At 60.0% G+C, this 26994-nt stretch carries 24 protein-coding genes; 11 read left to right on the forward strand and 13 right to left on the reverse strand.

Annotation, left to right across the window (positions count from 1 at the left end):
- Positions 1-51: 51 nt before the first annotated feature.
- Positions 52-645 carry a GTP cyclohydrolase II gene (ribA, locus tag ACYF6X_RS06990; RefSeq protein WP_019452695.1) on the reverse strand — a complete coding sequence of 198 codons (594 nt, stop codon included), beginning with the start codon at positions 643-645 and terminating at the stop codon, positions 52-54.
- A gap of 279 nt (positions 646-924) precedes the next feature.
- Here ribA and pgpB point away from each other — a divergent pair, with 279 nt between their 5' ends.
- From pgpB to lapB, 3 genes are all read left to right on the forward strand, one after another.
- Positions 925-1689 (forward strand): phosphatidylglycerophosphatase B, encoded by a 765-nt coding sequence (pgpB, locus tag ACYF6X_RS06995; protein ID WP_063990036.1) that lies wholly within the window; start codon positions 925-927, stop codon positions 1687-1689.
- A gap of 297 nt (positions 1690-1986) precedes the next feature.
- On the forward strand, positions 1987-2289 hold the full coding sequence (locus ACYF6X_RS07000; protein WP_004930650.1) for a LapA family protein: 303 nt from the start codon (positions 1987-1989) through the stop codon (positions 2287-2289).
- A 6-nt stretch (positions 2290-2295) separates the two neighbouring features.
- The gene (lapB, locus tag ACYF6X_RS07005; RefSeq protein WP_025303023.1) at positions 2296-3468 is read left to right on the forward strand and encodes a lipopolysaccharide assembly protein LapB; all 1173 of its coding nucleotides are present in this window, start codon (positions 2296-2298) and stop codon (positions 3466-3468) included.
- 68 nt (positions 3469-3536) lie between these two features.
- On the opposite strand, the gene ACYF6X_RS07010 is transcribed toward lapB, so the two are convergent.
- Positions 3537-3836: an Arc family DNA-binding protein gene (locus ACYF6X_RS07010; RefSeq protein ID WP_015378033.1), complete on the reverse strand. Its 300-nt coding sequence runs from the start codon at positions 3834-3836 to the stop codon at positions 3537-3539.
- A 172-nt stretch (positions 3837-4008) separates the two neighbouring features.
- A complete protein-coding gene (bhsA, locus tag ACYF6X_RS07015) occupies positions 4009-4269 on the reverse strand; it encodes a multiple stress resistance protein BhsA (protein WP_130017377.1) in 261 nt (86 codons plus the stop codon).
- 329 nt (positions 4270-4598) lie between these two features.
- Here bhsA and pyrF point away from each other — a divergent pair, with 329 nt between their 5' ends.
- Together pyrF and yciH are read left to right on the forward strand one after the other, a co-directional pair.
- The gene (gene pyrF, locus ACYF6X_RS07020) at positions 4599-5327 is read left to right on the forward strand and encodes an orotidine-5'-phosphate decarboxylase (protein WP_063990356.1); all 729 of its coding nucleotides are present in this window, start codon (positions 4599-4601) and stop codon (positions 5325-5327) included.
- A gap of 10 nt (positions 5328-5337) precedes the next feature.
- On the forward strand, positions 5338-5664 hold the full coding sequence (yciH, locus tag ACYF6X_RS07025) for a stress response translation initiation inhibitor YciH (protein WP_063990035.1): 327 nt from the start codon (positions 5338-5340) through the stop codon (positions 5662-5664).
- Between the two features lie 190 nt (positions 5665-5854).
- Here the strand turns inward: yciH and osmB are convergent, their stop codons facing one another.
- The 4 genes from osmB to ACYF6X_RS07045 form a co-directional block, all read right to left on the reverse strand.
- Entirely contained in the window at positions 5855-6073 is a 219-nt protein-coding gene (gene osmB / locus ACYF6X_RS07030) for an osmotically-inducible lipoprotein OsmB (protein ID WP_004945176.1), read from the reverse strand.
- Between the two features lie 271 nt (positions 6074-6344).
- Positions 6345-7091: a DeoR/GlpR family DNA-binding transcription regulator gene (locus ACYF6X_RS07035; RefSeq protein WP_004930631.1), complete on the reverse strand. Its 747-nt coding sequence runs from the start codon at positions 7089-7091 to the stop codon at positions 6345-6347.
- 50 nt (positions 7092-7141) lie between these two features.
- Positions 7142-9574, reverse strand: a complete 2433-nt coding sequence (locus ACYF6X_RS07040; protein ID WP_130017378.1) for a formate C-acetyltransferase/glycerol dehydratase family glycyl radical enzyme — start codon at positions 9572-9574, stop codon at positions 7142-7144.
- A gap of 4 nt (positions 9575-9578) precedes the next feature.
- Complete coding sequence (locus ACYF6X_RS07045; RefSeq protein WP_130017379.1) at positions 9579-10478, reverse strand: glycyl-radical enzyme activating protein; 900 nt, start codon at positions 10476-10478, stop codon at positions 9579-9581.
- 149 nt (positions 10479-10627) lie between these two features.
- On the opposite strand from ACYF6X_RS07045, the gene fsa reads away from it, so the two are divergent.
- Entirely contained in the window at positions 10628-11293 is a 666-nt protein-coding gene (gene fsa / locus ACYF6X_RS07050) for a fructose-6-phosphate aldolase (protein ID WP_063990032.1), read from the forward strand.
- Between the two features lie 52 nt (positions 11294-11345).
- On the opposite strand, the gene ACYF6X_RS07055 is transcribed toward fsa, so the two are convergent.
- Entirely contained in the window at positions 11346-13412 is a 2067-nt protein-coding gene (locus tag ACYF6X_RS07055) for a carbon starvation CstA family protein (RefSeq protein WP_048234130.1), read from the reverse strand.
- A gap of 385 nt (positions 13413-13797) precedes the next feature.
- On the opposite strand from ACYF6X_RS07055, the gene ACYF6X_RS07060 reads away from it, so the two are divergent.
- Both ACYF6X_RS07060 and ACYF6X_RS07065 read left to right on the forward strand, forming a co-directional pair.
- Positions 13798-14961 carry a M20 aminoacylase family protein gene (locus ACYF6X_RS07060; protein ID WP_107226299.1) on the forward strand — a complete coding sequence of 388 codons (1164 nt, stop codon included), beginning with the start codon at positions 13798-13800 and terminating at the stop codon, positions 14959-14961.
- A gap of 29 nt (positions 14962-14990) precedes the next feature.
- Complete coding sequence (locus tag ACYF6X_RS07065) at positions 14991-16301, forward strand: MFS transporter (protein ID WP_130017380.1); 1311 nt, start codon at positions 14991-14993, stop codon at positions 16299-16301.
- A 65-nt stretch (positions 16302-16366) separates the two neighbouring features.
- Here ACYF6X_RS07065 and ACYF6X_RS07070 read toward each other — a convergent pair whose 3' ends face one another.
- Together ACYF6X_RS07070 and gloA are read right to left on the reverse strand one after the other, a co-directional pair.
- Positions 16367-18301, reverse strand: coding sequence for an exoribonuclease II (locus ACYF6X_RS07070; protein ID WP_460925369.1), 1935 nt, complete (start codon positions 18299-18301; stop codon positions 16367-16369).
- 187 nt (positions 18302-18488) lie between these two features.
- A complete protein-coding gene (gene gloA / locus ACYF6X_RS07075; RefSeq protein WP_063990028.1) occupies positions 18489-19016 on the reverse strand; it encodes a lactoylglutathione lyase in 528 nt (175 codons plus the stop codon).
- 99 nt (positions 19017-19115) lie between these two features.
- Between gloA and ACYF6X_RS07080 the strand changes: the two genes are divergently transcribed.
- Positions 19116-19970: a LysR family transcriptional regulator gene (locus ACYF6X_RS07080; RefSeq protein WP_063990027.1), complete on the forward strand. Its 855-nt coding sequence runs from the start codon at positions 19116-19118 to the stop codon at positions 19968-19970.
- 15 nt (positions 19971-19985) lie between these two features.
- Here the strand turns inward: ACYF6X_RS07080 and ACYF6X_RS07085 are convergent, their stop codons facing one another.
- The gene (locus ACYF6X_RS07085; protein ID WP_130017381.1) at positions 19986-22292 is read right to left on the reverse strand and encodes an FdhF/YdeP family oxidoreductase; all 2307 of its coding nucleotides are present in this window, start codon (positions 22290-22292) and stop codon (positions 19986-19988) included.
- Positions 22293-22574: 282 nt separating this feature from the next.
- On the opposite strand from ACYF6X_RS07085, the gene dacD reads away from it, so the two are divergent.
- Together dacD and ACYF6X_RS07095 are read left to right on the forward strand one after the other, a co-directional pair.
- Entirely contained in the window at positions 22575-23744 is a 1170-nt protein-coding gene (gene dacD, locus ACYF6X_RS07090) for a serine-type D-Ala-D-Ala carboxypeptidase DacD (RefSeq protein ID WP_130017382.1), read from the forward strand.
- A 64-nt stretch (positions 23745-23808) separates the two neighbouring features.
- Positions 23809-24714: a LysR family transcriptional regulator gene (locus ACYF6X_RS07095; RefSeq protein WP_107226293.1), complete on the forward strand. Its 906-nt coding sequence runs from the start codon at positions 23809-23811 to the stop codon at positions 24712-24714.
- A gap of 88 nt (positions 24715-24802) precedes the next feature.
- Here the strand turns inward: ACYF6X_RS07095 and ACYF6X_RS07100 are convergent, their stop codons facing one another.
- Together ACYF6X_RS07100 and ACYF6X_RS07105 are read right to left on the reverse strand one after the other, a co-directional pair.
- Positions 24803-25351, reverse strand: coding sequence for an inclusion body family protein (locus ACYF6X_RS07100; RefSeq protein WP_130017384.1), 549 nt, complete (start codon positions 25349-25351; stop codon positions 24803-24805).
- A 454-nt stretch (positions 25352-25805) separates the two neighbouring features.
- On the reverse strand, positions 25806-26990 hold the full coding sequence (locus ACYF6X_RS07105; RefSeq protein ID WP_130017385.1) for a CMD domain-containing protein: 1185 nt from the start codon (positions 26988-26990) through the stop codon (positions 25806-25808).
- Positions 26991-26994 lie beyond the last annotated feature (4 nt).

Raw genomic sequence — 26994 nt, forward strand, 5'->3', positions numbered from 1 at the left:
AAGCAATAAAAAGGGCGCCGCAAGGCGCCCTGATTGTTTCCGCGGCGGCGATCACTTCTGGTCAAGCAAATGGCCCATTTTGGCGGCCTTGGTCGCCAGGTAGTGCTCGTTCTTCGGGTTGCGGCCGACGATCAGCGGCACGCGCTCGCTGATGTTGATGCCGGCTTCGGTCAGGATCTCGACCTTTTTCGGGTTGTTGGTCAGCAAACGCACCGCGTCGACGCCCAGCAGTTTGAACATGTCGGCGCACAGGGTGAAGTCGCGCTCGTCGGCGGCGAAGCCGAGCTGGTGGTTGGCTTCCACGGTGTCTGCGCCTTTATCCTGCAGGGCATAGGCGCGGATCTTGTTCAACAGGCCGATATTGCGGCCCTCCTGGCGATGATAAAGCAGGATGCCGCGGCCTTCTTCGGCGATTTGCTCCAGCGCGGCTTCCAGTTGAAAACCGCAGTCGCAGCGCAGGCTGAACAGGGCATCGCCGGTCAGACATTCGGAATGCACGCGCGCGAGCACCGGCGCTTCGCCGGAAATATCACCGAATACCAACGCCAGATGGTCATGCCCGGTCGCCAGTTCTTCGAATCCTACCATCAGGAAATCGCCCCAAGGTGTCGGCAGTTTAGCCTCTGCCACCCGTTTAAGCTGCATGTCACTCTCCACAAAAGCGTACGATTCAATCATTGTCGCGCATCCTAAGTCCGGTTCGGTAAATTGACCAAGACTAAAACGTGCTACGCCGATCTCTATTTCGTTAATTATCGGCTATTTTGCCACAACTTCTTGCCGGGCGGTGCTCAGCAAACCAGCAGATGGCGTTTTCCGGCCGCCTATTATTGCGATAGGTTGCCTATCTGTTTAATTTTTCGCGTGTTATCAAGATTACACTCTTGTTACACTGCAGCCTGATTCACGCAGAGGAAAACAGGAATGTATGAGATAGCAAAACGTACGGCGGGCGGCGCGCTGCTGTTGCTGTTGATGCCGCTGGTCGTCTGGGCATCCGGCTGGCACTGGCAGCCCGGCGGCAATGAGCCGCTGCTCAAAGCGCTGTACTGGGTGACCGAAACCGTGACCTCGCCGTGGGGCATTCTGACCAGCGCTATCCTCTGCGGTTGGTTTTTGTGGTGCCTGCGCTTTCGGCTGAAAGCGGCCATCGGTCTGGCGCTCCTGCTTTTCGCCGCGCTGGTGATCGGGCAGGGGGTCAAGTCGTTAATCAAGGATCGGGTGCAGGAACCGCGGCCGTTTGTGGTATGGCTGGAACAAACCCACGGCGTGGACGGCAAATACTTCTATTCGCTGCATCGCAAAGAGCGCAGTGCGCTGGTGCGCGAGCAACTGCAGGATCAGACGCTGGTGCCGAACTGGCTGCGCAAGCACTGGCAGTTTGAAACCGGCTTCGCTTTCCCATCGGGGCACACCATGTTCGCCGCCACCTGGGCGCTGTTGGGCGTAGGGCTGCTGTGGCCGCGCCGCCATTATAAAACCGTCGCGTTGCTGATGGTGTGGGCGACCGGCGTGATGGGCAGCCGCCTGCTGTTGGGCATGCACTGGCCGCGCGATCTGGCGATGGCTACGCTGATCAGCTGGCTGCTGGTGGTGGTCACCTGCTGGTTGGCGCAGCGCTGGTTCGGCCCGCTGACGCCGCCGCCGCAAGAGCAGCAGGAAATCGCGGCACGCAAGCCGGAGATATGATCGCTATGTGACTATGTCACAAAAAGGCGGCGTCGGATTGGCGCCGCATTAACCGCTTACATTTTCCCGCCATTGCAATCCGCCCGGTCGCCCCCATATCCTTATAAATTCGACGTTTTGAGAAGCTTTCTCATCAATTTGTTCGCTAAGGCCGTTTACTGCCGAATATGCCAGCAGATATGTGGTTTTATCGTGCCGCAGGGTTTCCCTGCCGCAACGGGAAATGCTAACTTAAGGGTTAGGGACGCCACGTTTTGGCATCGTTCATCCGATTCACTCGGCATCGCGGGAAAGAATGTGAAATATTTGCTGATTTTTTTGTTGGTTCTGGTGATCTTCGTGATTTCCGTCACCTTGGGTGCGCATAACGATCAGGTGGTCAATTTTAACTATCTGGTTGCGCAGGGCGATTATCGCGTATCGACCCTGTTGGCCACGCTGTTTGGCGCCGGTTTCGTTCTCGGTTGGATCATTTGCGGTCTGTTCTATCTGCGCACGCGCATTGCGCTGGGCCGCGCCGAGCGCAAGATCAAAAGGCTGGAGCTGCAGCTTGAGCAGCCCGCTGAACCGGCGGCTCAGCCCGTTGTCAGCAAGGAATAATCCTCTATGTTAGAACTGCTGTTTCTGTTGCTGCCCGTGGCTGCCGCGTACGGTTGGTACATGGGGCGCAGAAGCGCTCAGCAGGATAAACAGCAAGAAGCCAACCGCCTGTCGCGCGAATACGTGGCAGGGGTGAACTTTCTGCTTTCCAACCAGCAGGACAAGGCGGTCGATCTGTTCCTCGACATGTTGAAAGAGGACAGCAACACCGTAGAAGCCCACCTGACGCTGGGTAACCTGTTCCGTTCGCGCGGTGAAGTCGACCGCGCCATCCGCATCCATCAGGCCTTGATGGAAAGCGCCTCCCTGACCTTCGAACAGCGCCTGCTGGCGGTACAGCAGTTGGGCCGCGACTATATGGCGGCCGGGCTGTACGATCGCGCGGAAGACATGTTCAGCCAGTTGACTGACGAAGCGGATTTTCGCGTATCGGCGCTGCAGCAACTGCTGGTGATCCATCAGGCCACCAGCGATTGGCAAAAAGCGATCGACGTGGCGGAAAAATTGGTCAAGCTGGGTAAAGAGAAACAACGCGTCGAAATCGCACACTTCTATTGTGAACTGGCGCTGCAGGCGATGGGCAGCGACGATCTCGATCGGGCGATGAGCCTGCTCAAGCGGGCGGACGCAGCCGATAAACAGTGTGCGCGCGTATCCATCATGTTCGGGCGCATCTACATGGCGCAAAACGACTACGCCAAAGCGGCAGAGTCGCTGCAACGCGTACTGAGCCAGGATAAAGAGTTGGTCAGCGAAACGCTGCCGATGCTGCAGGAATGCTACACGCATCTGCCGGAACAACAGCACAACTGGGCTGAATTCCTGAAGCGCTGCGTGGAGGAGAATACCGGCGCCACCGCCGATCTGATGCTGGCCGAGATCATCGAGCAGCACGAAGGGCGCGACGTGGTACAGGTCTATATCAACCGCCAGCTGCAACGCCATCCGACCATGCGGGTGTTTTACCGGCTGATGGATTATCACCTGGCGGACGCGGAAGACGGCCGGGCGAAAGAGAGCCTGCTGCTGTTGCGCGATATGGTCGGCGAGCAAATTCGCACCAAACCGCGTTACCGCTGTCACAAATGCGGCTTCACCGCGCACTCACTCTATTGGCATTGCCCGTCGTGCCGCGCCTGGTCATCGGTCAAACCGATCCGTGGTCTGGACGGCCAATAACGCGGCGGCGCGACAAAACAAAACGGGGCGATTTATCGCCCCGTTTTTTATGTTCGTCTGTTCGTCGCTTACTTTTTCTTGCCGCCTTTGGCGCCGGTTTTCAACAGCTGGCGGAGTTTCTTCAGCTCTTTCTGGCTCAGCGGCTGTTCAATTTCTTCTTCGGTGCTTTGATTGTCGATCTCGCCGTGGTGCAGCTCATCCGCCTTTTTTGCCGGTTTTTCTGCTTTGGTGGCGGGCGCGCTGAAGCTGCTTTCCAGTCGCTGGCACACTTCCACGCTCAACGAAAATTCGTTTTCAGCGGCGGCGGCGCGGATTTTTTCCTTGAGTTCCAGAGGAATTTTAATGGTAAGTGTCGATATCTCGCTCATTTTGAAAGCCTTTCTGCAGGAAGATGCCTTCAAGCTAAGCCACTGGCGATCGGGTGTCTAGTGTGTAATAAAAATTTAATTTTTCTGTAACAAATGAGGGCGAGGCAAACGCGGGTTTTTTAGGCGAGAAACAGAGGCAGAGCCCGAGCGTGCGGGCCCTGTACCGGAAACATTATTTGTAGATGATCGCGGTGCCGCTCAGCATGTTGTTACCACCGGCGGAGATGATGCGGTAGCTACTGGCGCCCTGAGCGTCGGCTTTAGCGGCCAGCTTTTTCTCCAGGCTGCTGAGGGTGGTCGCGTGGCCTGCGGAAACGATGCCGGTGGCGGTCAGGTTATCGGCCTGCTGGCTGTTGATCGGTTCAGCGGCGAAAGTGGCGAAAGAGGTCAGTGCGATAGCGGCAGTGGTTGCAAAATATTTGATGGTTTTCATAGGTGACTCCAGTCTGTTTATTTAGGAAGGAAGCCATTCGCTTCCGATGGGTTGAATAATAAAGCATCTGCGCCGATTGAAAATCTGATAATGCTGAGCAAATCATTCAAAATATTTGATTAACAATTTACGCATCTTTACGGCGTTTTACGCTGCGTGGTTTATCGCTGACGCGCTTTCGTTGACGCGCCATGACAAAGGTGAGAGGTAACATGACGGAGCGCCGATGTGCGCTGCGGCTGGGATTTCTGGCCCCCGACAGGTAGAATGCGGCGGTCAGTTTCGCGGGTGAGTCCCTGATTATGTCTATTTTACAGAAGGTAGAAGAAATGAAGTCTGAAAATAACGCTAATAACAATGACTTAAAATCATCTCCACTCGTTGTGGCGTTAGATTACGCCGATAAGAACGCTGCGCTGGCGTTCGCCGACCGTATCGATCCGCAAGACTGCCGGCTGAAAGTGGGCAAAGAAATGTTCACGCTGTTTGGGCCGCAACTGGTGCGCGATCTGCATGGGCGCGGCTTCGACGTGTTTCTCGACCTGAAATTTCACGATATTCCCAATACCACGGCGCATGCGGTCGCGGCGGCGGCCGAGCTGGGCGTTTGGATGGTCAACGTCCACGCCAGCGGCGGCGCGCGCATGATGACCGCCGCTAAAGAAGCGCTGGCGTCATTCGGGGCGGATGCGCCGCTGCTGATCGCCGTAACCGTGCTCACCAGCATGGAAGCGGAAGACCTGCGCGGCATCGGCATTGAGGCCAGCCCGGCGGAACACGCCGAGCGGCTGGCGCGCCTGACCCGCGACTGTGGGCTGGACGGCGTGGTGTGTTCGGCACACGAAGCGCAGCGGCTGAAAGCGGCCTGCGGGCAGGCTTTCCAACTGGTTACGCCGGGGATCCGCCCAGAAGGCAGCGCGGCGGGCGATCAGCGCCGTATCATGACGCCGGTGCAGGCGCAGGCCGCCGGCGTGGACTATATGGTGATTGGGCGTCCGATCACCCAATCTGCCGATCCGGCCGCGACGCTGCGCGCGATCCGCGCCTCTTTGGCCTGAGGAACCGCCGATGAATGACGACAACAGCCGCCTGGTGTATTCCACGGACACCGGCCGTATCAAACAGGAAGAGGCTAAACCACAACGCGCCAAGGGCGACGGCATCGTGCGCATCCAGCGTCAGACCAGCGGCCGCAAGGGGAAGGGCGTATGCCTGATCGCCGGCGTCGATCTGGATGATGCTGCGCTCGACAAACTGGCGGCAGAGCTGAAAAAGAAATGCGGCTGCGGCGGTTCGGTGAAAGACGGGGTCATCGAGATCCAGGGCGATAAACGCGATCTGCTCAAGCAGCTGCTGGAAGCTAAAGGCATGAAGGTCAAACTGGCGGGTGGATGAGGTGAATCGCCATGCCGCGGTGCAATGCCGTGGCATGGCTTGAGGTTGTTGCTGCCGGGGGTTAGCCCGTTAACGGCAAAAGAACCATAGACTTAAAGTAAAACAGACCTGAAATCATCGTTATTCTGGTTAATACGTCAAAGCGCCGAAGCGCTTTTGCCAGCCTGTCGGCTGAGGTCTCTCGGTCAGGTTATTTGCCAACCTGGTGACCGATGATGCCCCCTACCGCAGCCCCACCCAGCGTGCCCAACGCGCTGCCGTCTGTCAGCACTGCGCCGCCGACTGCACCGGCGCCGGCACCGATAGCGGTGTTGCGATCGCGTTTGGACATGTTGGAACAAGCACTGAGTGAAAACGCCAGAGTCAGTGCCAGAGCCGCGGTGGCGAAACGTTTATTGATAATCATCATAATGACTTCTCCTTAGCATTGGCTATATGGAAGTGCCCTATAAGTATAGGCGTTAACCATAAATCAGGCCTGCTGTTGATTCCCATACAGTATCGATATAAAAAATGACATTTTTTGTTAACGGCCGAATAATTAGCAAGTTACGGCCCAAAAGTCGCCAAAACTGAGTATAGGTTTCTCGGGAGGGATAAACAGGTAAATAGTCTTAAAATCCTGCGGTGCAAGGGGAAAGACGCGCGGGGTAGCCCGCGCGGTGCGGTGGTGGTCTGCGCTATTCGTTGACCAACTCCACCTGAACGCCCTGGCGTTTCAGCTGATGCTGATACTCCAGCGCCAGACGCGAATCGGTGATCACCCGGCTGATCTGGCCCGGCTGCGCCAGCGGATTGGGCTGGATCTGGCCGAATTTGCTGGAGTCCGTCAGCACGATATTCTCCACGCCCTTGGCCAGCACCGCGCTGACCACGTCGGCGCGCATCATGTCGCGGCCGGTAAAGCCGGTTTCGGCCTGAAAGCCGTCAATGCCGATAAACGCCTTGTTGAAATGCACCTGCTGAATGCACAGCCGTGTAAGCGGGCCGACCACGGTCTCGCTTTTCTTCTGGTACATGCCGCCCAGCACAATCACATCACAATCGGTTTCTTTCAGCAGGTTGGCGATGTAGTGGCTGACGGTGATCAGCGTAATGCGCTTGCGTTCGGCGATGTAGCGCGCCAACAGGGCGTTGGCGCTGCCGCTCTCGATAAATATCGTCTCGCCGTCGTTGACCTGCGCGGCGGCGTATTGCGCCAGCCGTTGCTTGAGAGTGAAATTGGACATCATGCGGGCGTCGACGTCATCGCTTTCCAGCGCCACGGCGGAGCCATGTACCCGCTTCAGATAACTGCGCTTTTCCAGCAGGTTGAGATCCTGCCGGATGGTGACTTCCGAGACGCCCGAGGCACGCGCCAGCTCATTGACGCTGATCCGCCGGCGATCGTTAACCAACTGCAATATGGTCTGTTGTCGTAAATTCATATCGGCCTGATGATGCGGCCGCCAAGGCGCGGCCGCTAAGAGTCAAAGGTTTAAAGAGTATGTTCTGTGCGCGCAATAATATCATCCTGCGCTTCAGGGGATAATGCGGTAAAGAAGGCGGAATAGCCAGCTACGCGAACCACTAAATCACGATATTGGTCAGGGTGTTGCTTCGCCGCCAGCAGCGTTTCGCGCGACACGATGTTGTACTGCACATGCCAGCCGCGGTAGCTCTCGAAGAAGGTGCGCAACATCAGCATCAGCTTTTCCCGATCGCGCGGGTTGTCCAGCGTCGTCGGGTTCAGCTTTTGATTGAGCAGCACGCCGCCGAGGATCGCCTCGGTCGGCAACTTGGCGAGCGAATTGAACACCGCCGTCGGCCCCAGGTGATCGGTGCCGGACGCCGGGCTGGCGCCTTCCGCCAATGGCGCATGCGCCTTACGGCCATCCGGGGTGGCCAGGGTGGCAGCGCCGAAGGGCACGTTGGCCGAGATCGACGACGTGCCGGCGTAATAGCCGCCGCCGATCGGCCCGCGGCCGAAGCGGGTGTTGCGATATTGCTTCAGTTCCTCAATGTAGGTTTGGTAGGCGCGCACCAGAAGTCGATCGACGTCGTCCACGTCGTTGCCGTATTTGGGCGCGGCGTTGAGCAGCCGCTGGCGCAGCTGTTCGCCATCTAACCCGGCGAAGTCGTCGGCCAGCGCCGCCGCCAGCTGCTGCTGGCCGATTGTCCCTTGCTCGAACACCAGTTTGCGCACCGCCGCCAGGCTGTTGCCGAGGTTGGCGATGCCGACCTGCAGGCCGGAAACCCAGTCGTACTTGGCGCCGCCTTGCTTGATGCTTTTGCCGCGTTCGATGCAGTCATCCACCAGCGCGGAGCAGAGGATATCGTGGGCGTTCTCCTCCAGCACGCTGTCCACCACGCATTCGATCTCAATTGACTTGCGCGTGTAGTAACGGATTTGCCGATCCCATGCGGCCATTACCTGCTCGAAATCGGCGAAGTTTCCTTTGGACAGCGCCTGTTCCTGCGGCAGGAAAATCTGCCCGGAGGTGGCGTCGCGCCCCTGTTCCAGCGCCGCCAGCAGCACGCGGGCGAAGTTGATGAAGCTCATGCCGGTGCAGCGATAGCCCCATTTGCCGCCGACGGCGGTCTCTATGCAGCCGATGGCGGCATAGTCGTAGGCGTCCTGCGGCTCAACCCCCAGCTTGATGAACTCGGGAATGACGATTTCGTCGTTGTTGAACGCCGGCATGCCGAAGCCGCAGCGGATCACCTGCACGCAGGCGTCGAGGAAATCGGCGCTCATTCCGGCGTGGTAACGCACGCTGAGGTTGGGTTGGGTGGAGCGCAGGCGGCCGCAGGATTCGAGAATGGCGTAGGACAGCGGGTTGACCGCGTCGCACGGCCTGCCGTCGATCAGTTTTTGGCCGCCGATGGTGACGTTCTGGTACAGCGGGCTGCCGGCGGAGGCCTTGGAGTGTGAGCCGGAGCGGATCTTGTTGACCTCCAGCAGCTTCAGCCAGCAGCTGTGCAGCAGCTCGATGGCGTCTTCCCGCGCCAGGTTTTGCTCCAGCTCGACGTCGCGCCGATACCAGGGATAGAGATATTGGTCGAGGCGGCCGAAGGAAACCGAATGGCCGTTGGATTCGATCTGTAACGTCAGCTGGATGAAATAGCACAGCTGTAGCGCCTGCCAGAAGGTGTGCGGCGGGCGATGGGCGATCAGGTCGCAGTTGTCTGCGATAGCCAGCAGCTCGGTGCGCCGCCAGTCGCGGGGTTCGCGTTGCGCCATGTCGCGCGCCAGGCGAGCGAAGCGCAGGATGTGCTCGCTCAGCGCCGCCAGTACGATGTCGATGGCGTTGAGAAACTGCGCTTTGTGCAGATCTTCCCATTCGGTCAGGTGCAGGCGGCTGCGGCGCGCGTTCACCTTTTCACGCAGGCCGTCGAGGCCAAGCGCCAGCAGTAGCGGGAAGTTGACCGCCAGGTGGGCGTCGCCGGAGGTCATGTTGCCCTCGGCTTTGATGATGCCGGTGGCGAGCAGCGCCTTTTGTTCGTCGGTAAACATGCCGTAGCAGCGATCCTGCACCGTTTGGCCGCGCCACCAGGGGCAAAGACGGTGCAAAATCGCTTTGTTCTCTTCGCTGACCGAGAAGCCGGCGCCCGGCCGGTCGGCCAACTGGTCTATCTCATTTTCTATCCAGCCGACGGTGTATTCGGGGAAGATTGGCGCGGCGCGCAGCTCGCTGGCCTGGTTGCCGACGATCAGCTCATCGTTGGCGATCCAGATGCTGCGCTTCGCCAGGTGGTTGGACAGTGCCAGCGCACGGCGCACCGGCAGCGGCCGATCCTGATGCTGTTGATAGGCTTCGGTATAGTGCTGTGCGCGTTCGGTGCACACCGGCGGTTTGACGATGTGGATCAGCGCATTCTTATGCGCCTGAATACGGGCGCTGAGGGTGGTCAAATCCAATGTGGTCATGGCGTTATCCTCGCAAAATGGCGGTCAGGCCTTTGGCGCCAGCGTACGCTTCGGCGAAGGCCAGCAGATCGGGCGCGTCCAGCGGCGTGCTGGCGGCGCAGTAGGGCTCGCCGAGCAGGTGATACTTGTTGATGCCCAGCGTGTGGTATGGCAGAAAATGGATCTCCGATACGCCGATCTCGTCGGCGGCGAAGTCGACAATCGCGCGGACAGCGTGGCGATCGGCGTTGAAATCGGGGATCAGCGGCACGCGCACGGTCATTGGCACGCCGTGTGCCGCCAGCCGGCGGAAATTGTTCATCACTCGGCGGGCGGAGCCGCCGGTCCAGGTTTTGAAACGCGCTTCATCGGTGTGTTTGAGATCGGCCAACAGCAGATCCAGCCAGGGCAACGAAGGGGCGATGTAGCGCCAGGGAACGTGCAGACAGGATTCGACGGCGGTGTGGATGCCGGCTTCCCGGCCGCGCCGCAGCAGCTCCGCCGCGACTTCCGGCTGCATAAAGGGCTCGCCGCCGGACAGCGTTAAACCGCCGCCGCTGCGCAGGTAGAAAGGCTTATCCCGCATCACCTCGGCCATGATATCGTCGGGGTTGACCGCGCTGCCGCACAGGCTGAGCGCGCCGGTCGGGCAGGCGGCGGCCAGCGCCGCGTAGTCGTCTGCGCTGATGACGTCGCGCCGCAGCGTCAATGCTCCCTCGTCACGCCACAGACCTTGCGGGCAGCGCTCGGTGCACAGCGTACAGTCGCTCAGGCACAGGCGCTCGTCAAACAGCAGATCTGCGTGGCGCGAGCGGCTTTCCGGGTTCTGACACCAGCGGCAGCTCAGCGGGCACCCTTTTAGAAAGACCACGCTGCGGATGCCGGGGCCATCATGGGTCGAGTAGCGCTGCAGATTGAAGTACATGAGTCACCCGTTTGGCGTTGCTGAATCTTTCGCCATTAAAGATGTTTCGAATGAAAGTTGAATTGATTTTGATCAAAAGTTGGCGGGGTTTTTGCCCTATGATGATCAGAGTTTGAATCCGCCCACACAACATGACACAGGAGTCCGTGATGGAGCTTTATCTCGATACCGCCGATGTGACTGCGGTAAAACGCCTGGCGCGCATTCTGCCGCTGCACGGCGTCACCACCAACCCGAGCATCGTGGCGAAAGAAGGCAAGCCGATCTGGGAAGTGCTGCCCGCGCTGCGTGACGCCCTCGGCGGCACCGGCAAGCTGTTCGCGCAGGTGATGGCGACCGATGCCGAGCGCATGGTGGCGGAGGCGGCGCTGCTCAGCCAGCGCGTACCGGGGCTGGTGGTCAAGATCCCGGCGACCGCCGAAGGGCTGGCGGCGATCAAGAAGCTTAAAACGATGTCCATCCCGACGCTGGGCACGGCGGTATACGGCGCCGGGCAGGGGCTGCTGGCGGCCTTGGCCGGGGCGGAATATGTGGCGCCTTACGTTAATCGGGTAGACGCGCAGGGCGGCGACGGTATCGAAATGGTGCACGAGCTGCAGCAGTTGCTGAGCCTGCATGCGCCGTCGGCGCAGGTGCTGGCCGCCAGCTTCAAAACGCCGCGTCAGGCGCTGGAATGCCTGCTGGCGGGCTGCCAGGCCATCACGCTGCCGGTGGATGTGGCGGAGCAGTTCCTTGGCGCGCCGGCGGTGCAGGCTGCGGTCGAGAAGTTCGAGCAGGATTGGCAGGGAGCTTTCGGCTCCACGCTGCTGGGTTAAAGCCTGGCCAGTAAAAAGGGCGCCGCGGCGCCCTTGCTGGATGATCGAAACGCTAGCTGCGGCCGGTTTCTTCCCTAAGCGCGGCGCTGACCTCATGCGCCGTTGGGTGTTCGGCACGCAGCGCCCGACGGATCGCGAAGAAGGCGGCGATCAGCATGGTTACCGCCACCAGCATAAAGAACCCGCACAGCGCGGCGTTGATTTGGTTGCTGAACACGATGGTTTCCATGTCTTTCAGCGACTTGGCCGGCGCAATGATCGTGCCTTGCTCGATGCCGGTGGAGAATTTCTTCGCCTGCGCCAGGAAGCCGATGCTCGGTTTCTCGTGGAAGATTTTCTGCCAGCCGGCGGTCATGGAAGTCACGAACAGCCAGGCGGTCGGCAGGATCGTAACCCAGGCGTAACGCTGTTTTTTCATCTTGAACAGCACCACGGTGCCGAGGATCAGCGCCATCGACGCCAGCATCTGGTTGCCGATGCCGAACAGCGGCCACAGGGTATTGATGCCGCCGAGCGGATCGACCACGCCCTGATACACGAAGAAGCCCCAGCCGGCCACGGCCACCGTGGTACCCGCCAGATTGCCGAACCACGAACGGTTGTTGGCCAGCTGCGGCACCGCCACGCCCACCAGATCCTGAACCATAAAGCGGCAGGCGCGGGTGCCGGCGTCGACGGCGGTCAGGATGAACAGCGCTTCGAACAGAATGGCGAAGTGGTACCAGAAGGCCATCATCGCCCGGCTGTTGAACACCTCGCTGATGATGTGCGCCATGCCCACGGCGAATGTCGGGGCGCCGCCGGCGCGCGACAGGATGGAGTTCTCACCTACCTCTTTGGCTATCAGCGCCAGCGTTTCCGGCGTGACGATAAAGCCCCAACTATTGATGACCTGCGAAGCATTTTCCACCGTGGTGCCGATCAGCGCCGCCGGGGAGTTCATGGCGAAGTAAACGCCCGGATCCAACACCGAGGCGCAGATCAACGCCATGATGGCGACGAAAGACTCCATCAGCATGGCGCCGTAACCGATAAAGCGAATGTGGCTTTCACGTTCCACCAGCTTGGGCGTGGTGCCGCTGGAGACCAGCGCGTGGAAGCCGGAAATGGCGCCGCAGGCGATGGTGATGAACAGGAACGGGAACAGGGCGCCAGCGAACACCGGGCCGCTGCCGTCGATGAAGCGCGAGACCGCCGGCATTTTCATCTCCGGCATGGCGAAGACGATGCCGATGGCCAGGCCGATGATGACGCCGATTTTCATAAAGGTGGAAAGGTAGTCGCGCGGTGCCAGCAGCAGCCACACCGGCAGCACCGAAGCGACGAAGCCGTAGATCACCAGCACCCAGGTCAGGGTGGTGCCGTGCAACGTGAAGAACGGCCCCCAGTAGGGATCTTGTGCCACGTTGCCGCCGTAAATGATCGCCAGCAGCATCAGCACGAAGCCAATCACCGAAATTTCAGCGATCTTGCCCGGCCGGATAAAGCGCATGTAGATGCCCATGAACAGGGCGATCGGGATGGTGGCGGCGATGGTGAACAGCCCCCACGGGCTGTCGGCCAAGGCTTTTACCACCACCAGCGCCAGCGCCGACAGAATGATGATCATCACCCCCAGCGCGCCAAGCATGGTGATTACCCCGGCGAATGCGCCCAGTTCTTGCTTGGCCATTTCCCCTAGCGAACGCCCGTCGCGGCGCGTGGAGATGAACAGCACCAGGAAATCCTGCACCGCGCCGGCCAGCATGACGCCGACCAGGATCCAGATGGTCCCCGGCAGGAAACCCATCTGCGCGGCCAGAATCGGCCCCACCAGCGGCCCGGCACCGGCGATGGCGGCGAAGTGGTGGCCGAACAGCACCCATTTGTTGGTGGGCACGTAGTCCAGGCCGTCATTGTGGCGTTCTGCCGGGGTCAGACGGCGGTCGTCCAGTTCAAAGACCTTGTCGGCAATGAACCGGCTGTAGAAGCGGTAGGCGATGCTGTAGCAGGCGACGGCGGCGACCACCAGCCAGACGGCGTTGACGTGTTCGCCGCGGCTGAGCGCCAGCATGGCGAAGGCGAAGGCGCCGACCAACGCCACCAGCAGCCAGATAAGTCCTGACCTGATGTTTTTCATGAAACAACTCCTTGGCGTACAGAGGTAAAAATCGACGTTGTTATTAGGAATGACGTTTTAACAGTAGAAGTTTTGCCGCCGAACCGCGGCAGGTCGGATGAGAAATGTGAAGCAGGTGGGGTTTTAGTGTAAAAACAACGTGATGAAACCACGTTGGTGCAGGCTGTCGCCCACGCAATCCCCGGCAGTTATTCATTCTGCATTTTCACGCTGCGTACAGCGAATCATCGTCGTTTTTTATCTGGGTACGGTGTCTGGCGGATTATTATTTTATCTGTCGAGGCGTGCCGAAATAAAATCATCCATGCCGTGTTATACCTTTATTTTCACCCGCAGGTTTAATCATTCATCAAATAAATAATAAATCTACGAAAGGAATTTAATTATGATAAATAAAATCATCGAAGGGTATTTACCGCAGCTTACGGCCATTCGGCACGATATTCATCAACACCCTGAATTGGGTTTCGAAGAGTTTCGCACCAGCGATCTGGTGGCGGATTATCTGAGTTCGTGGGGCTATGAGGTGCACCGCGGATTGGCGGGAACCGGCGTGGTGGGCACGCTGCGGGTGGGTGACGGCGTTAAACGCCTCGGACTGCGCGCCGATATGGACGCCTTGCCGATCGAGGAGAACAACGGCAAGCCCTGGAGCAGCAGCGTGGCCAACCGCATGCACGCCTGCGGCCATGATGGTCACACCACCATGTTGCTCGGTGCCGCCCGTTACCTGGCGCAAACGCGCAACTTCAACGGCACGCTGCACCTGATTTTCCAACCGGCGGAAGAGATGCTGAACGGTGGTGCGCGCATGGTGGAACAGGGGCTGTTCGAGCGCTTCCCCTGCGACGCCATCTTTGCCATGCACAACATGCCGGGGATGCCGCTCGGCGAGTTCTTCTTCCAGCACGGCCCGTTTATGGCCTCGATGGATCAGTTCAACGTCCGGGTGCAGGGGCGCGGCGGCCACGGTGCCATCCCGCAGCTGACGGTCGATCCGGTGCTGGTGGCTTCGCATATCACCGTCGCGCTGCAGAGCATCGTTTCGCGCAATATCGATCCGCTGGAGGCGGCGGTGATCACCGTCGGTAGCATCAAGGCCGGTGAGGCGGCCAACGTGATCCCGGACAGCGCGGAGATGAAGCTCAGCGTGCGCTCGCTGGATCGCCAGGCGCGCGCCACTTTGCTGGCGCGCATTCCGGCGCTGATCGAGGCACAGGCGGCAAGCTTCGGTGCGCACGCGGTGGTGGAACACGTTAACGGCACGCCGGTGCTGGTCAACGACGAAGCGATGACCCGTTTCGCCCACTGCGTGGCGGAACAGCAGTTCGGCGCCGCGCGCGCGCACTACGGCGCCCGGCCGCTGATGGGCAGTGAAGATTTCGCCTTCATGCTCGATGCGCATCCGCAGGGCGGCTACCTGATCATCGGCAACGGCGATGGCGAAGGCAGCTGCATGGTGCATAACCCGGGATATGACTTTAACGACGGCTGCCTGGCGACCGGCAGCCAGTATTGGGGAGCGTTGGCGGAAGCGTATTTGAAATAAACTCGAAAATAATAACAGGGAAGGTAATGATGAGTGAAAATACGGCTGAAACTCAGGCGGAAATAATATCGGCCCCGAGAGCCGGTGGCAAAAAGGTTATATTCGCCGCCTCCTTCGGCAATGCGCTGGAGTTTTTCGATTTCGGTATTTATAACTTCTTCGTTATTTACATCAGCGTATTGTTCTTTCCGCCGTCCAGCGATCCGCATCTGGCGTTGCTGTTGGCGTTTGCCACGTTCGGCGTCAGCTTCTTCATGCGGCCGCTGGGCGGCATTCTGATTGGCGCCTATGCCGATCGCCATGGCCGCAAGCCGGCGATGATCCTGACGATTTCCTTGATGAGCCTGGGCACGGCGATGATCGGCTTTGCGCCGACCTACGCCAGCGCCGGCTATTGGGGAACCGTCACGCTGGTGGCGGCGCGCCTGATCCAGGGCGTGGCGGCGGGCGGCGAGGTGGGGGCATCGATGTCGTTGCTGGTGGAGTCGGCGCCGCCCAACCGGCGCGGCTTCTATTCCAGCTGGTCGCTGGCGACGCAGGGCATCGCCACCGTGGTTGGCGGCGTGACCGCGCTGGCGCTCAGCGCGGCTTTGCCGGTGCTTTCCGGCGAGCCGAACGCCATGGCCGAGTGGGGATGGCGGATTCCTTTCTTTATCGGCGTGGCGCTGGCGCCGCTCGGTTGCTGGCTACGTCTCGGGTTGGAAAGCGATCGGCCATCGGTGTCGCGGGCTCACGAGCCGCCTGTGCAGTTGCGTAAGCACTCGCGGGCGGTGGTGCTCGGCGTGATGTTGACCATCGGCGCCACCGTCGCCACTTACATCTCGATGTATTATCTCGGCACCTACGCGGTGAAATACTTGGGGATGGTGCAGGCCTACGGCTATGCCGCGATGCTGCTGGCGGGGCTCGTCACTTTCGGCGGCAGTCTGCTGGTCGGGCACTGGTGCGATCGTTACGGCCGTTTGCCGCTGATCCGTGGTTCGCGGATTGCGATTCTGATTGTGGCCCTGCCGGCATTTTGGTGGCTGAGCGCGATGCCGCACCCGGCGGTGCTGCTGCTGATTGTCGCGGTGCTGGTCGGGTTGACCACGCTCGGGTCGGTACCGACCATGCTGATGATTTCGGAGCTGTTCCCGCAGCGCATTCGCGCGCTGGGGTTTGCCTTGGTCTACAGCCTGGGGGTGGCGATCTTCGGCGGCTTCGCCCAGTACATTGCCTCCCAGTCGATCGCGCTGAGCGGCTCGCTGCTGGCGCCCGCCGTCTATCTGATGCTGGCGACACTGGCTTCATTGGCGGTGCTGCCCTTGCTGCGTGAAACCGGCGGCGAGCCGCTGCGCTAGCCGAAAAAAAACGCCGGCGGTTTTCACCGTCGGCGTTTTGCGTTGCTGCCGTTTCAGGCTGGCGTTCAGGCCGCCGGACGGGCGATCACGCTGCGGGTTTCCATGCGCACTTCGGCGATGGTGACCTGCAAGGTGTCGCTCTGGCGGTAAACCACTTCACCCTTGATCTGCACGGTGCCGGTTTCCTGGCTGCACTGCATCTCGTCGCGCACCGCGTGAATAAACGGTGCCGGGATGAAGGCGACCGCACCGTTGTCCAGCAGGCGCACGCGCAGGCCGCCGCGGGTCACGTCGATGATCTCGGCGTTGAAGCGGGTGTCAGTACCTGCCTTGTCCTGCAGGAAACGGGCGTACAGCCAGTCGCCGACGTCGCGTTCCGCCATGCGGTTCAGGCGGCGGCGTTCCGCCAGCTGCACCGTGACGTCATCCTGCGGTTTTTCTGCCGGCTGCTGGTTGATGATCGCCTTCAGCAGACGATGGTTGACCATGTCGCCGTATTTACGGATCGGCGATGTCCAGGTGGCGTAAGCCTCCAGCCCCAGACCGAAGTGTGGCCCAGGCGTAGTGCTGATCTCCGCGAAGGTCTGGAAGCGGCGGATGCGGCTGTCGAGGAACTGGGTCGGCTGCGCGTCCAGGTGGCGGCGCAGTTCGCAGAAACCGTCGAGGGTCAGCAGTTTGTCGGCTTCGGCTTCCACGCCGTTGGCCTGCAATACGGTGACCGCTTGCTCGACCAGCGCAGGATCGAAACCGGTGTGCACGTTGTACACGCCGAAGCCCAGGCGATCGCGCAGCACGATGGCGGCGCAGACGTTGGCGGCGATCATGCACTCTTCAACGATGCGGTTGGCGCTGCGGCGCTGCTCGGTAACAATCTCCAGCACGTCGCCTTTTTCACCCAGCACGAAGCGGTAGTCCGGGCGATCTTTGAACACCAGCGCATGCTGATGGCGCCAGGCGTTGCGCGCGTCGCAAACGCGTTTCAGCAGGGTGATTTGTTGCGCGATGGCATCGCTCGGCGGCTGCCAGCCGGCAATGCCTTCCAGCCAGTCGGAGACTTCGTCGTACACCAGCTTGGCTTTGGATTCGATCTCGGCGGCGAAGAACTGAATATCGTCGCCCAGCGCGCCGTCGGCGGCGATGGTTACGCGGCAAGCCAGCACCTGTCGGCGCTCGTTAGGGCGCAGCGAGCACAGGTTGTCCGACAGATCGCGCGGCAGCATCGGGATGTTGAAGCCCGGCAGGTAGTTAGTGAAGGCGCGCACGCGGGCGATATCGTCCAGCTTGCTGCCTTGCTCGACGTAGGCGGTCGGATCGGCGATGGCGATAGTCAACTGCAGCGAACCGTCACCGTTGTCGGTCACATACAGCGCATCGTCCATGTCTTCGGTGCTGGCGCTGTCGATGGTGACGAATTCGAGCGCGGTCAGGTCTTCACGCACCAGCCCAGCGGCCGGCTCGCTGAGAGCCTGCATCTCTGGCGCCTCTTTCTCCAGGTTGTGACGTGCGAGCGTCACCCACCACGGGGCGAAATGGTCTTCACCTTCAGTGATAAAGTGAGTCAGATCGGCGTTGAAGCCGCGATCGCCTTTCAGCGGATGACGGCGCATTTCCGCCACCGCCCAGTCACCGGCCTGGAAGTTGTGGGGCAATTCACGCACCGGGCGGCACGGAATCGCATCTTTCAGCAACGGATGATCGGGCACGATGGACAGACGGTCGTCGCGCTTTTGCACGCGGCCGACAAAGCGCGACAGAAACGGCTCGACCAGGGTTTCCGGCTCGGCGATTTCGCGCTCTTTCTCGGTGTGAAGGGTGGCGATAATGCGATCCCCGTGCATGACTTTCTTCATGTACGGCGGCGGAATGAAGTAACTTTTTTGACCGTCTACTTCAAGAAAGCCAAAGCCTTTCTCAGTCCCTTTCACGACGCCTTCAACGCGCGGGGTCTGAGAGTGAAGTTGCTGTTTAAGCTGCGCCAGCAGCGGGTTATCTTGAAACATATCGTCCAGTGAATGGGTTGTGAGTGGCAAGATTTGCGGCTGACAGTTTTACGCGAATCACCCGCTGCGAGCAAGCCTAACGTCACGGAACCCCGCGTTGCCGCGCGATTTTGCGCAAGAATGGTCAATCGGAGTGCTATCGAGGGAAAACCCCGGCGCGAAGGCCGGGGTGAGGGGCGGGAGACTATCAATCCTGCAGCGGCGTTGGCTGCAGGATTTCAATCCAGTAATCGTCCGGATCGCGAATGAACGCCACGTAGTTCATGCGGCCTTCATGCAGGCGCTTTTGGAAGGTGACGCCGAGGCGCTCAAACCGCTCGCAGGCGGCGCGCACGTCTGGCACCGTGACGCACAGGTGGCCAAAGCCGCGCGGCTCGCCGTTGCCGTTGTGGTAGTGGAAATCGGCCTGATTTTCGGTGCCGTGGTTATGGGTCAGCTCGAGAATGCCCGGCTGGCTCAGCGCCCAGCGTTTGCGCTCGTCGTCGTCCAGCGGGATCTGTTCACGCGGGCTGCGCGTCAGGTAGCAGATGGTAAACGCGGCTTCTTCGAACGTTTCCAGATAGACCGGGGTAAAGCCCAGCACGCGGGTGTAGAAATCCAGCGCTTTGGTCAGATCCTTCACGCGGATCATGGTGTGGTTGAACACGTAACCGTCGGTTACCGCGTCCGGTTGGGCCGCCACGCCGGGCAGCGTCAGTAGATCATTCAGTGGCATCAGAGATCCTCCTCAGGGTGTCAGCAGACTGTAGGTGAAATCGATGCTAATCTAAAGTGATTGTTTTTAACTAAAACACTAACTAAAAGTGAATGATAGATGAAGCTGAGCCAGCTGAAGTTTTTCTGCACCGTGGTGGAGCACAAAACCATCGCCGCGGCCGCGCGCGAGCTGCACTGCGTGCCTTCCAACGTCACGCTGCGGCTGCGCGAACTGGAGGAGTCGCTGGGCGGCGAGCTGTTTTTCCGCGACAAGAACCGGCTGTACGTCAATCCCAAAGGGCGGCTGTTCTATCAGCAGGCGCGCGACATTGTGGCGCAGGCGGAGCGCAGCAAGCAGCTGTTCGCCGGCGAGCATCAGCATGGGCTGCTGAACCTCGGGGCGCTGGATTTCTCGCTGGTCAGCCATTTGCCGGCGCGCATTGCCCGGCTGCGCCGTTTACAGCCTCATCTGCACATCAACGTGCTGAGCCGCGACTCGCTGGTGCTGGAACGCATGCTGATCGACAGCGATCTTGACCTGGCGATCACCGACGGCCCGATTGAACATCCGCTGCTGGCCAGCCAACAGGCATTCGATGAACGGCTGGTATTGCTGATGCCGGCCGATGCCGGGGAACCCGACGCCGCGACGCTGGCACCGCTGGAGTTTTACACCTTCAGTCGCGAATGTTCGTTTCGCCTGAAGGTGGATCACTGGTTGGCCTCGCGCGGGCTGAAACCGCGCATGACGCTGGAAATGGAGTCTTATGCCGCGATGGCGGCCTGCGTGCAGGCCGGTTGTGGCGTCGCCTGCGTCCCCGGTTCGTTGCTGCCGCTGATCTTGCCGGCACCGGGGCTGAAGGTGGTGGAAATGGGCGAGGAGGGGGTGAGCGACCTGTATTTCGTCTGGCGACGGCATCAGCTGTCGGACGAGCTGCAGACCATTCTGGCGATATTGGCGCGCCCGGCGTGAACCGGGCGCGCGTTTTCAGGCGATGCGCAGTGAAGGTTGCTGTTCGCTGCGGCGAATCACTACCGGGATCGATTTCGAGGTCGGGGTACCGGTACCGTCGCCGAAGCTGGCCAGCGGTACCAGCGGGTTGGTTTCCGGGTAGTAGGCCGCCAGGTTGCCACGCGGAATGTCGTAACTCACCAGCTTGAACCCATCCACTTTGCGCACCACGCCGTCGTTCCACAGGGTTTCTATCTCTACCCGTTCGCCATCCTGCAGGCCCAGCGCCGCCAGATCCTCAGGATGGATGAACAACACTTCACGCTGACCGTAAACGCCGCGGTAGCGGTCATCCAGACCATAGATGGTGGTGTTGTACTGATCGTGTGAGCGCAGCGTTTGCAGGGTGAACGGCGCTTTCTCGCTGCCCAGCTGCGGGAACAGGGTGGTCGGCAGCGCGGCGGCGCTGAACTCTGCCTTGCCGCTCGGCGTGGCGAAGCGCAGTTCGGCGGCGGCATTGCCGAGGTAGAAACCGCCGGGCTGGTCGCAGCGCCGGTTGAAATCTTCGAAGCCGGGAATGGTGGCGGCGATGTGATTGCGGATCAGCGAATAGTCGTCGGCCAATTCCAGCCAATCCAGCTGTTGGGTACCCAGCACAGCGTCGGCGATGCCGCAGACGATCGCCGTCTCCGAACGTTGGGTCTCCGCCAGCGGCTTGCCGATGCCTTCCGAGGCGTGCACCATGCTGAACGAATCCTCGACCGTAATGTACTGCGAGCCGCTGGCCTGCATGTCCAGTTCGGTGCGGCCGAGCGTCGGCAGGATCAGCGCATCTTTGCCGGTCACCAGGTGGCTGCGGTTAAGCTTGGTGCTGATATGCACCGTCAAATCGCAGTTGCGCAGGGCGCGGGCGGTGCGCTCGGTGTCCGGCGCCGCGGCGGCCAGGTTGCCGCCCAGCGCGATCAGCACTTTCACTTCGCCGCGCAGCATCGCTTCGATCGCTTCCACCGTGTTGTGGCCCAGCGCGCGGTTGGCGGTGAAGTTAAAGTGGCGTTCCAGGCTGTCGAGCAGCGCTTTGGGCGACTTCTCGTCGATCCCCATGGTGCGGTTACCCTGGACGTTGCTGTGGCCGCGTACCGGGCACAGGCCGGCGCCCGGTTTGCCCAACTGCCCGAACAGCAGCTGCAGGTTGGTGATTTCACGCACCGTCGCAATAGAGTGTTTATGCTGCGTCACGCCCATCGCCCAGGTGCAGATCACCCGTTCGGCGCCCTGATAGGTGGCCGCCGCCTGGCGCAGCTGCGCCTCGCTCAGGCCCGACTGCGCAGTAATGGTCTGCCACTCGGTGGCGTCTACCTGCGCCAGGTAAGCCTCTACGCCGACGCTGTGCCGTTCGATAAACGCCAGGTCGAACAGGGCGGGCTCGCCGGCGGCCAGGCGCTGACGGTGGGTTTCCAGCAGGGCTTTCACCATGCCGCGCACCGCCGCCATATCGCCGCCCAGATTCGGTTGGTAATAGGAAGAGCTGATCGGCGAGGATTTTGGCGTCAGCATCTGCACCGGATCCTGCGGATCGGCGAACCTTTCCAGCCCGCGCTCGCGCAGGGTGTTGAAGCTGACGATGCGCGCGCCGCGTCGAGCGGCGTTTTTCAGGCTGTGCAGCATGCGCGGGTGGTTGGTGCCGGGGTTTTGACCGAACACGAAGATGGCATCGGCCTTTTCGAAGTCATCGATGCGGATGGTGCCTTTGCCGACGCCGATGCTCTGTTTCAGCCCAACGCCGCTCGCCTCGTGACACATGTTGGAGCAGTCGGGGAAGTTGCTGGTGCCGAGCATGCGGCCGAACAGCTGATAAAGATACGACGCTTCGTTGCTGGCGCGGCCCGAGGTATACAGCTCGATCTGGTTCGGGTTGTCCATGCCGTTGATGTGTTTGGCGATCAGCGCCAGCGCATCCGGCCAATGGATGGGTTCATAGTGGTCGGTTTCGGCGTTGTAACGCATCGGGTGGGTGAGGCGCCCCTGATACTCGAGGAAATAGTCGCTCTGCTGCTGCAGGGTGCTGACGCTGTGGGCGGCGAAGAACTCCGGTTCCACGGCACTGCGCGTCGCTTCCCAACTGACCGCTTTGGCGCCGTTTTCGCAGAAGCTGAAGGTGCTGTGATTGTCGTCGCCCCAGGCGCAACCGGGGCAGTCGAAGCCGCGAGCCTTGTTGACGCGCATCAGGTTGCGCATGTTTTTTAGCGTTTGTTTACTGTCGAGGACAAAGCGGGTGGTGGCTTCAAGCGAACCCCAGCCGCCCGCCGGGCCGGTATAAGGCTTGATTGACGGTTTGAATTTCATGGTGACACTTCGCAGGTGGTTGTAGCTAAAAAGTAAACGCTTTTTTATGCGTCTTGCGTATTTATGTCACAAGTTTAGGGGCGCTGCGGGCTGGCGTCTAATCGAATGGGGCAATGGCGGCATAGAGCGCATCTATCGCCGGCGAGCGGTGCCGTAAACAAATGGTTGCATAAAGACACCCGCTGCAAAAGAGTAATGGTTTCGTCTGAAAGTGAATTCATGCAGTCTATCTCGCGGATTATATTGGAATTTTATTCAGCCTGCAGGCCTGAGGAACACAGCGTGAAGCGTTCAGTATCAGTGGTAATCGGCGGCATATTGCTGCCTTTAGCGGCGCAGGCGGTGGAAACGACGCCCAATTTTCCTACCATGACCCCGCCGGCGATAGACGCCGCCTCTTACGTTTTGATGGATTACACCACCGGCCAGGTGTTGGCCGGTGGCAATGCCGACGAACGGCGCAACCCGGCCAGCCTGACTAAACTCATGACCGGGTTGGTGATCGACCACGCGCTCGACCAGCACAAGATTGGCCTCGACGATGTCGTCACCGTGGGGAAAGACGCCTGGGCGCAGGGCAACCCGGTGTTCAAAGGATCTTCGTTGATGTTCCTGAAGCCAGGTGACAGGGTCACGGTGCGCGATCTCAGCCGCGGTATCATCATCGATTCCGGTAACGACGCCTGCGTAGCGATGGCGGATTATGTGGCGGGCAGCCAGGCCAACTTCGTCAAGCTGATGAACGAGAAGAGCGCGCAGCTGGGCCTGCAGAACACCCATTTCGAAACGGTACACGGGCTGGATGCGCCGGGGCAGTTCACCACCGCCGGCGATCTGGCGGTGATTGCGCGCGCCATCATCATGAGTGAACCGGCGGAATACCATATGTACAGCGAGAAGTCGTTGACCTGGAATGGTATCACGCAGCAGAACCGCAATGGCCTGCTGTGGGATAAGACGCTGCACGTCGATGGGCTGAAAACCGGGCACACCGCCTCGGCCGGCTTCAACATCATCGCCTCCGCCACCGAAGGGGATCGCCGCCTGATCGCCGTGGTGATGGGCGGCAAAAGTGCCAAAGGGCGTGAGGAGCAGGCGCGTAAGCTGTTGACTTGGGGGCTGCGCGACTTTACCACCGTACACCTGTTCAGCGCCGGCCAGAGCCTGGGGGAAGAGCCGGTCTGGTACGGCGAGGATCACCGGTTACCGGTCGGTAGCGCGCAAGAGCAGGCGCTTAGCCTGCCGAAAAACGAAGCGGACAAGCTGAAGGCGCAGTACGTGATCAATGCCGCGCGGCTGGAAGCGCCGATTGGCAAAGGGCAGACCGTTGGCGAGATCCGCATCAGCGACAATGGCCAGGTGGTGAAAACCCTGCCGCTGGTAGCGCTGCAGGCGGTGCCGCAGGGCGGCGTGTTCTCGCGCCTGGTGGATTACGTGAAGCTGAAGCTCTGACTCGCCGGGCGGGCGACGGCGCCCGGTGGTATACTGGTGCGAATGCCGATCATTGAGCCGCGCTATGGATATTAAACAACTGATTTATTTGTGTAATTTAGAACGAGAACGCCACTTCGGCCGGGCGGCGGAGGCCAGCTTTGTTAGCCAGCCGACGCTATCCATGCGATTGAAAAATCTGGAAAAAGAGCTGGGCGTATCGCTGATTAACCGCGGCAACCATTTCGGCGGTTTTACCGCCGAAGGCGAGCGGGTGCTGGCGTGGGCGCGTGAGATCGTCTCGGTTTACCAAGGGCTGAAGCTGGAGGTGGAGTCGCTCAAGCACGGCTTGCACGGCACGCTGCGCCTTGGCGTGGTGCCGCAGTGCAGTATTTCGGTATCGGAAATGCTCAAGGCGGTCAGCGAGCGTTACCCGCATCTCGATTACCGGCTGGCGGTGCTGAGCGCCGATCAGCTGCTGGAGGCGCTGACGGCGCATACCGTCGACATCGGCATCGGCTTTTTCGAGCTGTCGACCTTAAAGGAGCTGCATTTCCAATCGCAACCGCTGGTGGAAACCGGCGTCGAGCTGGTATTTCATCCGCAACACTTCCCGAAGCTGGTGGGCGATACGCCAATGCCGCTGGAAGCGGTGGCCGCTTTGCCGCTGTGCCTCGCCGAGCCGACGCGTTATTTTCGCCGCTATCTCGATCAACACTTCCGCGACGCCGGGTTGACGCTGCACACACGGCTGGAGACCGCCTCGATCTTCCAACTGCTGGAGGGGGTTTTCGTCGGCCTGGGCTGTGGGCTGTTCCCGCGCGGCCAGCTGCAATCGCCGCTGATGCCGGCGTTGCAGCGCCGTCCGGTAGCTATCGGCGCCATGCCGCGGCATGCAGCGGTAGTGGTCGATATGGCGGAGCGCGCCACGCCGTTGGCGCAAAAATTCTTTGACGCCGCCAGCGAGTGGCTACGTCGGCGAAATGAATAGAGACGTTTAAGTTTACCCGATGTTTCCGCAATGATTATGGCCCCGCGGGGCCATAATCATTCGTTGTCTAACGGCCGACGGAATAAGGTTAATTGCTGATGGTAATGGTCGGATCCCAATAGAAATAACCCAGTAATTTTTGATCGCCGCCGTTTGGCCGATAATAAAGGCCAAATTGGATGCAATAATTTTCCGTGCCGGTATTGCTGATGTCCGCCTGTATGAACCAATAGGTTTGGTTGGTGAAGGTGACGGGGAACACGGTATTTTGCGCCGGCATCATCGAACTGCGGGTGTACATTTTGAAGGTCGGGTTGGAAAAGACCTGGGTACCGCTGCCGAACTGCGGCAGCCCGTAGATCAGCACACTGGCGTCGAAATTGGCGGATTCTGAGGTGCCAGTCCAGCGAATGACGTCGCCGACATTGGCTTTAAAGTTCAGGTCTGCCGTGCCGGAGCCGCCGATCACCTGATCGGAGGTGACGACCATATAGGCGTATTGATGGCCAATACCTGTTGGGTTGCCGGAGTCCTGACTGGGGTTGTTATTCTCGAATGCTTCTATCAGGGCATCGGTATCGATGACGACAATCACGTTAACGATACTGTTGCTGGATTTAAGTTCTTGCACAGACATACGGTTACCTCACAATATTTTTTGCTGTGATGGAAAATAAAAAATAATGGGGTTGACGGCGAACGTTTATTTTTTGTGAATATTTTAAATGGGCAATCACAACGTCGCTATCGGCTTAATCATAGAAACGAAATAGCAAGGCGACCACTGTTGAAAAGTTAGAGGTGTTAATGTGTTTTCCTATTAATTAGCAGGGTTAAAACCTTGTTTTACTGCTTCTGCGATGAGAATGGTTACATAATTGAGCGATGGCGCAATCTGCCTATTGCGTTGTTTGCAGACATAATTTTGACGATCCGTTATTTTCGCAGGTGGCAGAATAAAATGAATCATAATTCTAATAAATTTTGATTTTTCGGATTTTTAGTTTACGGGTTCATCTTTTGGTGAAGTTTTTAGCCAAAATAGAAGAGGGTGAGTTAACGGCGAAGTTAACCGTTAACTCAGTGAGAGGTTACAGCGCCGGCAGTGTCGGTTCCGCATCGCCCAACGTTTGGCGCAGGCGATTTTCCCAGGCGTAGAGTGCAGCGGTAAGGATCACTTCCAGCGCCTGCGCCTGATTCAGGCCGCTGTTGAACAACGGCTGCACGCTCTGCGGGGTAAATTTCTCCGGTGCGCGCGTCAGCTCGGCGGCGGTGTGGATCACCGCGCGTTTGACGGCATCCTTGGTCAATGCCAGCCCCTGAGCCAGCCCGGTGAACAGCGCCTGGGCCAGCTCGTCGTCCTGTAGCTCTTGCGCCACCGTAGCCGCGCAGTAGCGGCTGCCGTTGATGCGCGAGACCACCAGGGTCGCCAGTGCTTTCAGGCGGCTCGATAACCCATACCCTTCGGCATTGATGCCGTTGAACACCCCGTTGCGCTCGCGCAGTGCGGCGGCATCGTGCGCCAGCAGCAGATAGTAAGATTCGGCGCGCGCCTGCGGGTGGCTCTGATCCAGCACGTCAAGCTGTTCGGCGGCGGCGGCTTCCGTGTCGATTGTCGGCAGACGCGCAGTCCAGCTCAACTCTTCGGCACTGAAAGCGACGCCATCGGCGTCTTCGACGTTCGGGAAACCGGGCACCACCACCGCCGGTCGGCCGGCCAACGCCGCGATGCCCGCCACCACGCGCGCTTGGTAGCTGACAAAACCGATGATTTGCGAAAAGGTGACGATATCCGCCGGGCTCAGCCCGACGTCGACTAGCTGTTGCAGCGCCTTGCGGCAAATCAGCGTGGGTTGGCTGGCAAGCTGGCGGGCATATTGGGTGATCTGGGCGAGACGGATATTGCTTTCCCGAGAGGCGTCCGGGCTGTGCAGCGGGGCGAGGCGGGCGGCGTAGTGGCTACAGAGGGACTGCACGCCCGTTACCTGAGCGACGGTCAGCGCGGTGCTGAGGCGATCGTAGGGTGACAATGTCACGTATCGTGACAGCGACACCTGGTCGGGAAACAGGGCGTGGTAACCGGTCAGCGAGGCGTTAAATACCCCGGCGCGGACGCCGAGCGCGCTGTTTAACGCTTCATCGGCGAAGGCGCCCAGCCCCAGCAGAAAACGATCGCGCAGGGTAGCCGCCTGCGGCTCCAGCGGGGCATCGCCACGCACGCTGCTTTGGGTTTCGTGATACCACTGGGCGTTATGTTGTCGACGGAGTCGTTCCATAGGG

This window comes from Serratia sp. ID 25-353 (assembly GCF_054792795.1).

Excerpts from the sequence above, each read along its gene's own strand:
- ACYF6X_RS07055 (WP_048234130.1), bottom strand. The coding sequence starts at position 13,412 with ATGAAAAACATCAGGTCAGGACTTATCTGGCTGCTGGTGGCGTTGGTC.
- yciH (WP_063990035.1), top strand. The coding sequence starts at position 5,338 with ATGAATGACGACAACAGCCGCCTGGTGTATTCCACGGACACCGGCCGT.
- ACYF6X_RS07095 (WP_107226293.1), top strand. The coding sequence starts at position 23,809 with ATGGATATTAAACAACTGATTTATTTGTGTAATTTAGAACGAGAACGC.
- ACYF6X_RS07105 (WP_130017385.1), bottom strand. The coding sequence starts at position 26,990 with ATGGAACGACTCCGTCGACAACATAACGCCCAGTGGTATCACGAAACC.
- ACYF6X_RS07065 (WP_130017380.1), top strand. The coding sequence starts at position 14,991 with ATGAGTGAAAATACGGCTGAAACTCAGGCGGAAATAATATCGGCCCCG.
- ACYF6X_RS07085 (WP_130017381.1), bottom strand. The coding sequence starts at position 22,292 with ATGAAATTCAAACCGTCAATCAAGCCTTATACCGGCCCGGCGGGCGGC.
- ribA (WP_019452695.1), bottom strand. The coding sequence starts at position 645 with ATGCAGCTTAAACGGGTGGCAGAGGCTAAACTGCCGACACCTTGGGGC.
- ACYF6X_RS07100 (WP_130017384.1), bottom strand. The coding sequence starts at position 25,351 with ATGTCTGTGCAAGAACTTAAATCCAGCAACAGTATCGTTAACGTGATT.
- osmB (WP_004945176.1), bottom strand. The coding sequence starts at position 6,073 with ATGATGATTATCAATAAACGTTTCGCCACCGCGGCTCTGGCACTGACT.
- gloA (WP_063990028.1), bottom strand. The coding sequence starts at position 19,016 with ATGCCACTGAATGATCTACTGACGCTGCCCGGCGTGGCGGCCCAACCG.
- pgpB (WP_063990036.1), top strand. The coding sequence starts at position 925 with ATGTATGAGATAGCAAAACGTACGGCGGGCGGCGCGCTGCTGTTGCTG.
- ACYF6X_RS07070 (WP_460925369.1), bottom strand. The coding sequence starts at position 18,301 with ATGTTTCAAGATAACCCGCTGCTGGCGCAGCTTAAACAGCAACTTCAC.
- ACYF6X_RS07010 (WP_015378033.1), bottom strand. The coding sequence starts at position 3,836 with ATGAGCGAGATATCGACACTTACCATTAAAATTCCTCTGGAACTCAAG.
- ACYF6X_RS07035 (WP_004930631.1), bottom strand. The coding sequence starts at position 7,091 with ATGAATTTACGACAACAGACCATATTGCAGTTGGTTAACGATCGCCGG.
- ACYF6X_RS07045 (WP_130017379.1), bottom strand. The coding sequence starts at position 10,478 with ATGTACTTCAATCTGCAGCGCTACTCGACCCATGATGGCCCCGGCATC.
- ACYF6X_RS07040 (WP_130017378.1), bottom strand. The coding sequence starts at position 9,574 with ATGACCACATTGGATTTGACCACCCTCAGCGCCCGTATTCAGGCGCAT.
- pyrF (WP_063990356.1), top strand. The coding sequence starts at position 4,599 with ATGAAGTCTGAAAATAACGCTAATAACAATGACTTAAAATCATCTCCA.
- ACYF6X_RS07060 (WP_107226299.1), top strand. The coding sequence starts at position 13,798 with ATGATAAATAAAATCATCGAAGGGTATTTACCGCAGCTTACGGCCATT.
- fsa (WP_063990032.1), top strand. The coding sequence starts at position 10,628 with ATGGAGCTTTATCTCGATACCGCCGATGTGACTGCGGTAAAACGCCTG.
- ACYF6X_RS07080 (WP_063990027.1), top strand. The coding sequence starts at position 19,116 with ATGAAGCTGAGCCAGCTGAAGTTTTTCTGCACCGTGGTGGAGCACAAA.
- lapB (WP_025303023.1), top strand. The coding sequence starts at position 2,296 with ATGTTAGAACTGCTGTTTCTGTTGCTGCCCGTGGCTGCCGCGTACGGT.
- bhsA (WP_130017377.1), bottom strand. The coding sequence starts at position 4,269 with ATGAAAACCATCAAATATTTTGCAACCACTGCCGCTATCGCACTGACC.